This window comes from Streptomyces coryli (assembly GCF_011044975.1).
GTDB lineage: Bacteria > Actinomycetota > Actinomycetes > Streptomycetales > Streptomycetaceae > Streptomyces > Streptomyces coryli.
Window position 1 is genome coordinate 43,789 of the sequence record NZ_JAAKZV010000028.1, and the last position, 7,895, is coordinate 51,683.

A 7,895-nucleotide genomic window follows, 5' to 3' on the forward strand; every position below is an offset into this window, starting at 1 on the left:
GTTGACTAGTTGATCCCCTTGGTGTCCGATGGGAACGACCGGAAAATCGGAGGAAGCATGAAGCAGGATGGCCGGCTCGTGCGCATCGTCGATGTCGCCCGCGCCGCCGGCGTCTCGCCGAGCACCGTCTCCAAGGCCCTCAACGACTCGGGTTCGCTGAAGGCGGCCACCCGCGAGCGGGTCCGTGAGGCCGCCGACCGGCTCGGCTTCGTCTCCGACGCCGGCGCCCGGGCGCTGTCGATGCGGCGCACGTTCATCGTCGGTCTGCTGAGCACGGACGACATCGGCCGGTTCAGCATGCCGGTGATGCAGGGTGCGGAGAACGCCTTCGCGGTGGGGGAGATCTCCACCCTGGTGGCCACCGCCCGGCACGACGCGGTCCGCGAGCAGCACCATCTGCGTACGCTCATCGCCCGGCGCGTGGACGGCATCATCGTCACCGGCAAGACCACCGACCCGCGCGAGCCGATCGAGGTCCCGGTCCCGGTGGTCTACGCCCTCGCGCCCTCCGCCGACCCGGACGACATCTCGGTGCTGCCGGACGACGCCGCGGGCATGCGTCTCGTCGTCGACCACCTGCGCACCCTCGGCCACCGGCGGGTGGCGCACATCGCGGGCCGCGCCGACCAGAACACCTCCCGGGTGCGGCTCGCCGCCCTCCAAGAGGCGCTGGCCGAGGCCGGGATGGAGTTGGTCGGGGAGCCGCTGTTCGGCGAGTGGAGCGAGCCGTGGGGCCGGCGCGCGGTCGACCTCGTGCTGCGCGACGCGGCCGAGCCGCCGGTGACCGCGATCGTCTGCGCCTCCGACCAGCTCGCCCGCGCCGCGGCTGACCGGCTGCGCGAGCGCGGCCTGCGCGTCCCGGACGACATCGCCGTGACGGGTTACGACAACTGGCACGTGATGTGGTCCGCCAGCCGTCCTCCGCTCACCACCGTGGACATGGAGCTGGAAGCGCTCGGGCGGCGCGCGGCGGAGCGGCTGCTGGCCGAGATCCAGGAGGCCGATACCGGCCCGCGCGGCATCGAATACCTCCCGCCGCGGCTGGTGGCCCGCGGCTCGACCATCGCCGGCGACTGACCGGACCCAGCACCGACCCCAGCACCAACCCCTGCACCGACCCCGCTCGGACCCCGCACGGAGAGGACCCGCACCACACATGGGCATGCGCTACGAACCCGTCCGCCTCGGCGAGATACGCCCCGAGGGCTGGCTGCGCCGCCAGCTGGAACTCCAGGCCGCCGGCCTCACCGGCCAGGCCGAGGAGATCTGGCCGGACCTCGGCCCCGACTCCGGCTGGCTCGGCGGACCCGGCGAGGACTGGGAGCGCGGCCCGTACTACCTCGACGGTCTGGTGCCCCTCGCTCATCTCCTGGGCGACGAGAGCCTGCTGCGCAAGGCCAAGGCGTGGATCGAGTGGATGCTCGGCAGCCAGCGGGAGGACGGCCAGTTCGGGCCGGCCACCAATGATGACTGGTGGCCGCGGATGGTGGCCCTGAAGGTGCTGATCCAGCACGCCGACGCGACCGGCGACGACCGCGTCCCGCCGTTCCTGGCCCGCTACTTCGCGTACCAGCTGGAGCACCTCCCGCGCCGCCCGCTCACCGAGTGGGGCGCGGTCCGCGCCACCGAGAACGTCCTCGCCGCGCTCTGGCTGCACCGCAGGGACGGCGACCCGCGATGGCTGCGGCTGAGCGAGCTGCTCATGGAGCAGAACGCCGACTGGACCCGCTACCTCACCGACGACCTGATCACCGGCCGCGCCACGGTCTTCGACCACCTCACCCACGGCCCGAATGTCGCCATGGGGCTCAAGGTCCCGGCGGTACGGGCCCTGCTGGACGGCGACCGCCGCCACCTGGACGACCTGCGCGCCTGTCTCGCCTCCCTGGACCGCTGGCACGGCCAGGTGCACGGCATGTTCTCCGGCGACGAGTGGCTGGCCGGGCGGGAGGCGTATCAGGGCATCGAGACCTGCCAGGTGGTCGAGTATCTCTACACCCTCGAGCAGTCCGCGCTCGCCTTCGGCGCGGGCGAACTCGGCGACCTCGGCGAGCTGGTGGCCTTCAACCAGCTGGCCGCCGCCTGCGATCCGCACCTGACGTCCCACCAGTACCACCAGCAGGCCACCCAGATCGCCGCCACCGTCGACGCGCGCCGCTGGACGCACAGCTCCGACGACGCCAACATCTTCGGCCTCGAGCCGCACTACGGCTGCTGCATGGCCAACCTGCACCAGGGCTGGCCGAAGTTCGCCGCCTCGCTGTGGATGCGCGCGCCGGACGGCCTGGCCGTCTTCGCGTACGCGCCGAGCACGCTGCACACCCGCGTCGCCGGCTCCGAGGTGACGATCGAGGAGGAGACGGACTACCCCTTCGACGAGACGATCCGGCTGTCCCTGACGCTCTCCGCCCCCGCGGACTTCGCGCTGCGGCTGCGGATCCCGGGCTGGTGCGCGGCGCCGGAGCTGCGCGTCAACGGCGAGGCGGCCGCGGCCACTCCGGGCCCGGACGGCTACGTGGTCCTCGACCGCACCTGGTCCACCGGCGACGTCTTCGAGCTGCGGCTGCCGATGGCGATCCGCCGGGTGAAGCGCGAGCGCGGCGCCGTCGGCGTACGCCTCGGCCCCCTGGTCATGGTGGCGCCGATCGCCGAGTCCTGGCGCCCGCTGCCCCGCCCGCGCGGCCTCGGCGAATGGGAGGTGCTGCCGCGCTCCTCCTGGAACTACGCCCTGCACACCCGCGGCCGCGGCGGCCTGGAACAGTGGCCGGTCGAACGCACCCCGGTCCCGGACGTCCCCTTCTCCCCGGACCGCCCGCCGGTCCGGATCCGCGGCCGCGGCGCCCGCCTTATGGAGTGGCAGGCGCTGCACGGCTCGGCCCCGGAGCCGCCGGACAGCCCGGTGGTCACCGGGTCGCCGGTGGTCGACTGCCCGCTGGTGCCGTACGGCAGTGCCCGGCTGCGCGTGGCCGAACTGCCGACGGTGATCTCGGTGGAGGCGGACGGCCGGGAGGTGCGCTAGCCGTTCCGGTCCGGGTCGAACTCCAGCACCTGAGTGAGCCGGACGTTGTTGCCCGAGGGGTCCCGGAAGGAGGTGTCGATCCCGTACGGCTGCGGCGTCGGCGGGTCATTGAACTCGACGCCACGGGCGGACAGTTCGTCGTACGCGGCCTTGCAGTCGTCCGTCTCCAGGAACAGGGTGCCGCCCGCGCCCTTGGCCACCAGGTCCGACAGCTGGGCGCTGCTCGCCGCGTCCAGCATCGGCTGCCCCGGTACGGGCATGAGCACCAGCGCCGGCCCTTCCCCGCCGGGCGGCCCGACGCACAGCCAGCGGAAGCTCCACTCCGCCATCACCACGTCCGCCCGCACTTCCCAGCCGAGCTTCTTGGTATAGAAGTCGAGCGCCGCGTCCTGGTCGTGCACCCAGAACTGCGCGTTAGCGATCTTGATAGTCGTCATGGCCGCTCCTGAATCGGTTGCCTGCATCCGACGCTAGGCAGCCTCTGGCCTGGTGTCTTCTCGAAACGTGCGGTTCTGCGGGCGGCCGTAGGCCATCGCCACACAGCGGGGGATGCGCACGTGCCGCGCGGCGGGCGGGTGCGCCGCGCGGTACGCCTGCGGGGTCACCCCGTACATCCGGCGGAAGCTCGTCGTGAACGAGCCGATGCTCCGCACCCCGACCGCGACCCCGACCGCGGCGACCGTCCAGTCGGTGGCGCGCAGCAGGGCGGCGGCCCGCTCCAGGCGGCGGGTCAGCAGGTACTGGTGCGGCGACTCCCCGAACGCGGCCTTGAAGCGGCGGCTGAAGTGCGCCGGGGACAGCCCGGCGGCCGCGGCCAGGTCCGCCACGGAGAGCGGGTCGGCATAGCGGGCGTCCGCGAGATCTCTGGCGCGGAGCAGATGCCGGGCGATCGGGACATGAGCCACGGGACCTATTGTGCGCCCCGCTCGTAGAACTCCCCCCACGTCATCTTCCCGTCCCCCTGCGGCTGCACCCCCCAGTCGTCGGCGAGGGAGTCCAGGAGCAGCATGCCGCGGCCCGAGGCGGAGAGTTCGCCGGGGTGTTTGAGGTGGGGGAGGGTGGCGTCGGTGTCGGAGATGCGGAGGCTCAGGGTGCGGGTGCCGGGGGTGCCCATCACCGTGATGGAGACGGTGGCGGGGCTGTCGGTGTGCATCATGACGTTCGCGATCATCTCGGAAAGAGCCAGCTCCGCGGCGTCGACCTGATCCGGGTCGGCCCAGTCGTGGAGCATGCCGCGGAGCTGGGCGCGGGCGTCGGAGATGCGCTGCTGTTCGGTCTGGGGGACGACCATGTGGGTGTGGCGGCCGGCCCCGGCGGGCGGCGCGCCGGCGGGGGTAGAGGTCCGGAGCAGCAGGAAGGCGATGTCGTCTTCGCGGCGGGCGGAGTGCGGGCCCGGGTTCTTGTACGCGTCCGGGCCGGTGGCCGAGGCGAGCACCACGTCCGCAACCGCCTCGACGCCCGCGCCGGCGGTGGCGTGGAAGGCGGCCTGGAGCCGGGCCTGGCCGGTGTAGAGGTCGTGGCCGCCGTTCTCCACCAGGCCGTCGGTGCACAGCAGCATCGTTTCGCCGGGGGCGAGGATGTGGCGGCTGACCGGATAGTCGTCGAGCGGTTCGATGCCGAGCGGGATGCCGCCCTGGGTGGGGTGGATCAGCATGGTGCCGTCGGCCAGCACCATCGCCGGGTCGAGGTGGCCCGCGCGGGCCATGCGCAGGGAACCGGTGCCCGGGTCGGCCTCGAGGTAGAAGCAGGTGGCGTAGCGGGGGTCCGGCCCCGCGGCGTCCGGGCGCTCGTTGAGTCCGGTGAGGTAGCGGTTGGCGCGGCTGAGGACGGCGTCGGGGGCGTGCCCCTCGACGGCGTACGCGCGGATCGCCACGCGCAGCTGGCTCATCAGCTCCGCGGCCCGTACGTCATGCCCCTCTACGTCGCCGATGACCAGCGCGAAGCGCCCCGAGGGCAGCGGAATGACGTCGTACCAGTCGCCGCCGATGCTCAGCCCGCCGTCGCCGGGGGCGTAGCGGGCGGCGACGGAGAGGCCGGGGATGTCCGGCAGGGACGGCGGTGCCATGGAGCGCTGCAGGCCGCCGGCCAGTTCCCGCTCGGAGTCCCGCACCTGCGTCCTGACCAGTGCGCGGGCCAGCATCCTGGCGACGGTGGTGAGCACGGAGCGCTGGTCGGCGGTGAACGGGGCGGGGCCCGGGAAGGCGGCCTCCCAGACCCCGGCCACGTCGTCGCCGTCGAAGAGCGGGAGGTACGCCCAGGACTGCATGGTGTGGCGGTCGGCCGCCGCCCACGCCTCCGGGAAACGGGCGCGGTAGCTGTCGGGCCCCGGCAGATAGATGGCGCGGCCGGAGGCCAGCACCGCGGTCGCCGGCGTCTCCGCGTCCAGGGGTACGTCCACGGGCGCGGCGGCCGCGTCCTCGCCGTGCGCGCCGACCAGCGTCAGCCGGCCGCCCTCGGGCCGGAAGACCGCCAGCCGCCCCGGCGCGAACCCGGGCATCGCGAGGGAGCCCGCGACCCGTAGCACCTGGTCGGTGGACGTGGCCTCGGCCAGCGCGCTGCCCGCGTCGAGCAGGAACGCCTCGCGCGCGAGCCCCGGCGGGTCGCCGGCCCGCGGAGCGGAGCTGAGCACCTCCTGGACGGTGCCGACGGCGACCCGGACCGGGCGCGGCCCGGAGATGGACAGCCGCACCCGCAGCGTGCGCAGCACGGAGCCGTCGGGCGCCGGCAGCCGCACGCGCGACTCGGCCAGGGACCCGCCGCCGTGGGCGAGCTCCGCGACGCCGGCGAGCTGCGCCCAGTCGAGGGCGTCCAGACGGGACCGGACGTCCTCACGAGCGACCTCCGCAGGGCGCGGCGGCAGCCCGAGCAGGCGCGCGGCCTCCGCGTCCACCGACACCACGTCCGTGGCCGCGTCCCAGCGCCACACTCCGGTGGCGAGGGCCGTGAGGGCCGCCGAGGTGTGCATTGGGCCAGTTTATGACGTATAAGGCATTTGTCGACGGGGCCGCCGCGCTGGGTCAGCACCGCGCCGCCGGGCAGCTCCCGGCTGCCGCCCCGCAGGTAGTCGTCCCAGGCCTGCGCCGGCCGGGGGATACCCACCCACAGCGAGGCGCCGCCCGGCGGGTCGAGCAGCCGGCGGCGGCGAGGTCCTCACGGTGATCACCGGCGACACGGTGTCCATACCGGCGAACACGTACCACAATGCCCGGAACATCGGCCCGGAGGAGAGAGTCGTATGCCTGAGGTGGTTCTGCTCGGGACGCTGGATACGAAGGGCGCCGAGTACGCCTTCGCGCGGGAGCGGTTGCGGGCGGCGGGTGTGGACGTGGTGGTGGTCGACACCGGGGTGCTGGGCAGCGCCGGAATCCCGGCGGACGTGTCGCGGGAGGAGGTGGCCGCGGCTGCCGGGGCGGACCTGGAGGAGCTGGCCGGGCGCGGTGATCGCGGCGCGGCTGTGACCGCCATGGCCGAGGGCGCGGCGGCGGTCGTCGCGCGGCTGCACCGGGACGGCCGGGTGGCGGGCGCGCTGGCCCTCGGCGGCACCGGGGGTACGTCGATCGCGGCCCGGGCCTTCCGCGAACTGCCGCTCGGCGTGCCGAAGGTGATCGTCTCGACCGCGGCGTCCGGCGACACCGGGGCGTATGTCGCCGAATCCGACCTCGTCCTGATGCCGAGCGTCGTCGACGTCGCCGGGGTGAACCGGATATCGGCGCAGGTCATCGCCAACGCCGCGGCCGCCGTGGCCGGGATGGCGACGCGCGACCCGGTGGCCCTGGACGACGCGAAGCCGCTGGTCGCGGCGAGCATGTTCGGCGTGACGACGCCCGGCGTGCAGGCGGCCCGCGAGTGGCTGGAGCAGGCGTACGAGGTGCTGGTCTTCCACATGACCGGCACCGGCGGCCGCACCCTGGAGTCCCTCGCCGACCACGGCCTGCTCGCCGGTGTGCTGGACATGACCACCACCGAGCTGGCGGATGAGCTGGTCGGCGGCGTCTTCTCGGCCGGCCCCGGGCGGCTGACGGCGGCGGGCGGTGGGCGCCCTGGACATGGTCAACTTCGGCCCGCAGGACACCGTCCCGCCCGACTTCGCCGACCGGCTGCTGTACGTGCACAACCCGAGCGTCACCCTGATGCGCACGACGCCCGACGAGTGCGCCGAGCTCGGCCGCCGACTGGCGCGGCGGCTGTCGGCGGCGACCGGCCCGTGCGCGCTGTTCCTGCCGCTGCGCGGCGTCTCGATGCTCTCGGTCGAGGGGGCGGCCTTCCACGCTCCCGGTGGTCCGCGACACCCCGGTGCTGGCCGGGGTGAACGGCACCGACCCGTTCTACGACCCCGAGGTCTTCCTCCCGGAGCTGGCCAGGATCGGCTTCTCCGGCGTGCAGAACTTCCCCACCGTCGGCCTCATCGACGGCACCTTCCGCGCCAACCTCGAGGAGACGGGGATGGGTTACGCCCTGGAGGTGGACATGATCCGCGCGGCCCGCCGGCACGACCTGCTGACCACGCCGTACGTCTTCTCGCCGGAGGACGCGGCGGCGATGACGGAGGCGGGCGCGGATGTGGTCGTCGCCCACATGGGCCTGACGACGGGCGGCTCGATCGGCGCGGACACGGCGAAGTCGCTGGACGAGTGCGTGCGGCTGACGCAGAAGATCGCACAGGCGGCGCGGGAGGTGCGATCGGACGTGCTCGTCCTGGTACACGGCGGGCCGGTGGCGCAGCCGGAGGACGCGCAATACGTGCTGCGCAACACCGAGGGCGTGCACGGCTTCTACGGCGCGTCGTCGATGGAACGGCTGCCGACGGAGGAGGCGCTGACGGTGGCGACGCGGCGGTTTACGTCGATGACGTACTGAGGGGCGGAGCGGGTGGGGT

General features: G+C 73.7%; 6 protein-coding genes and 1 pseudogene. 4 read left to right on the forward strand and 3 right to left on the reverse strand.

Features of this window, described 5'->3' with window-relative positions; genetic code table 11:
- Positions 1-57: 57 nt before the first annotated feature.
- Both G5C51_RS09705 and G5C51_RS09710 read left to right on the forward strand, forming a co-directional pair.
- Positions 58-1,077 carry a LacI family DNA-binding transcriptional regulator gene (locus G5C51_RS09705; RefSeq protein WP_165234988.1) on the forward strand — a complete coding sequence of 340 codons (1,020 nt, stop codon included), beginning with the start codon at positions 58-60 and terminating at the stop codon, positions 1,075-1,077.
- A gap of 85 nt (positions 1,078-1,162) precedes the next feature.
- A complete protein-coding gene (locus tag G5C51_RS09710; RefSeq protein WP_165234991.1) occupies positions 1,163-3,019 on the forward strand; it encodes a beta-L-arabinofuranosidase domain-containing protein in 1,857 nt (618 codons plus the stop codon).
- Here G5C51_RS09710 and G5C51_RS09715 read toward each other — a convergent pair.
- From G5C51_RS09715 to G5C51_RS09725, 3 genes are read right to left on the reverse strand one after another with little or no spacing between them, the layout of a single operon-like run.
- Positions 3,016-3,456 (reverse strand): VOC family protein, encoded by a 441-nt coding sequence (locus tag G5C51_RS09715; RefSeq protein WP_165234994.1) that lies wholly within the window; start codon positions 3,454-3,456, stop codon positions 3,016-3,018. The genes G5C51_RS09710 and G5C51_RS09715 overlap by 4 nt on opposite strands.
- A gap of 33 nt (positions 3,457-3,489) precedes the next feature.
- Positions 3,490-3,924 (reverse strand): helix-turn-helix domain-containing protein, encoded by a 435-nt coding sequence (locus G5C51_RS09720; RefSeq protein ID WP_165234997.1) that lies wholly within the window; start codon positions 3,922-3,924, stop codon positions 3,490-3,492.
- A gap of 5 nt (positions 3,925-3,929) precedes the next feature.
- Complete coding sequence (locus tag G5C51_RS09725; RefSeq protein WP_165235000.1) at positions 3,930-5,984, reverse strand: SpoIIE family protein phosphatase; 2,055 nt, start codon at positions 5,982-5,984, stop codon at positions 3,930-3,932.
- Between the two features lie 270 nt (positions 5,985-6,254).
- Here G5C51_RS09725 and G5C51_RS42925 point away from each other — a divergent pair.
- A pseudogene (locus tag G5C51_RS42925) lies at positions 6,255-7,233 on the forward strand (Tm-1-like ATP-binding domain-containing protein); the annotation flags it as partial.
- A gap of 61 nt (positions 7,234-7,294) precedes the next feature.
- Positions 7,295-7,876 (forward strand): phosphoenolpyruvate hydrolase family protein, encoded by a 582-nt coding sequence (locus G5C51_RS42930; protein WP_165235003.1) that lies wholly within the window; start codon positions 7,295-7,297, stop codon positions 7,874-7,876.
- Positions 7,877-7,895: the final 19 nt, after the last annotated feature.

What these genes read in the sequence shown, in the direction of transcription:
- G5C51_RS09705 (WP_165234988.1), top strand. Translation starts at nt 58, where the DNA reads ATGAAGCAGGATGGCCGGCTCGTGCGCATCGTCGATGTCGCCCGCGCC.
- G5C51_RS09710 (WP_165234991.1), top strand. Translation starts at nt 1,163, where the DNA reads ATGCGCTACGAACCCGTCCGCCTCGGCGAGATACGCCCCGAGGGCTGG.
- G5C51_RS09715 (WP_165234994.1), bottom strand. Translation starts at nt 3,456, where the DNA reads ATGACGACTATCAAGATCGCTAACGCGCAGTTCTGGGTGCACGACCAG.
- G5C51_RS09725 (WP_165235000.1), bottom strand. Translation starts at nt 5,984, where the DNA reads ATGCACACCTCGGCGGCCCTCACGGCCCTCGCCACCGGAGTGTGGCGC.